Origin of the sequence: Chryseobacterium contaminans (assembly GCF_001684955.1) — a bacterium.
Classification (GTDB): Bacteria; Bacteroidota; Bacteroidia; order Flavobacteriales; family Weeksellaceae; genus Chryseobacterium; species Chryseobacterium contaminans.
Genome location: NZ_MAYF01000237.1, coordinates 1 through 717, shown reverse-complemented (window position 1 = coordinate 717; position 717 = coordinate 1). Strand labels below are relative to the sequence as shown.

Sequence of the window (717 nt, the reverse complement as noted above, 5' to 3'; positions counted from 1 at the left end):
GATCTTGCGGACGTGAGCTTTGCTGCTCCACATGGCTTACAGACTTCAGGTCTGTGAACACCAATGTAGCAAGATACCAACAATTGAGTATTAATCCTCAGAAACTTGCAGGACAGTGCGGTAAGCTTAAATGCTGCCTTAATTACGAGCTTGACAGTTATCTGGATGCATTAAGCAATTTCCCATCTTCTTCCACCACCCTGGAAACAGAAAAAGGAAAAGCTTTCTGTATTAAAATAGATGTCTTCAAAAAGAAAATGTGGTTTGCTTATGTGGAAAACTCCATTGCTTGGTATGATTTCGACATTGATCTTGTTAAAAAACTGATTGCAAAGAATAAAAGAGGAGAAAAAACACTTCCTCTGGAAGAACTGAAACAACCTGAAACATCATCTCAAAGCATTGACCTTATCCAGGAAAATAATGTAGACCGTTTCGAGAAGAAAAACAGGAACAACAGAAACAGAAACAATCAGAATAAGCAAAATAATAATCAAAATCAGGGGCAAGGACAAGGGCAAAAGAAAAACAGACCTGAAAGACAAGATAAACCTAACAGATCTGAAAAACCGGAAAACCCTAATGCCAATTCCAGCAATCAGCCAAGACAACCAAAGCCACAACAACAGCAAAAAGCACCTGTGGAAAAGGTAAAAGCTGAATCAAACCCTGATACAGATAAAGCTCAGCAAGGGAACCCGAACAAGAAAAAATTTA

Annotated in this window: 1 protein-coding gene; it reads left to right on the top strand. The window is 38.6% G+C overall.

What is annotated here, in order from left to right; translation table 11 throughout:
* A partial coding sequence (gene ricT, locus BBH99_RS12875) for a regulatory iron-sulfur-containing complex subunit RicT (protein ID WP_262487202.1) occupies positions 1–717 on the top strand: 717 nt, incomplete at both ends.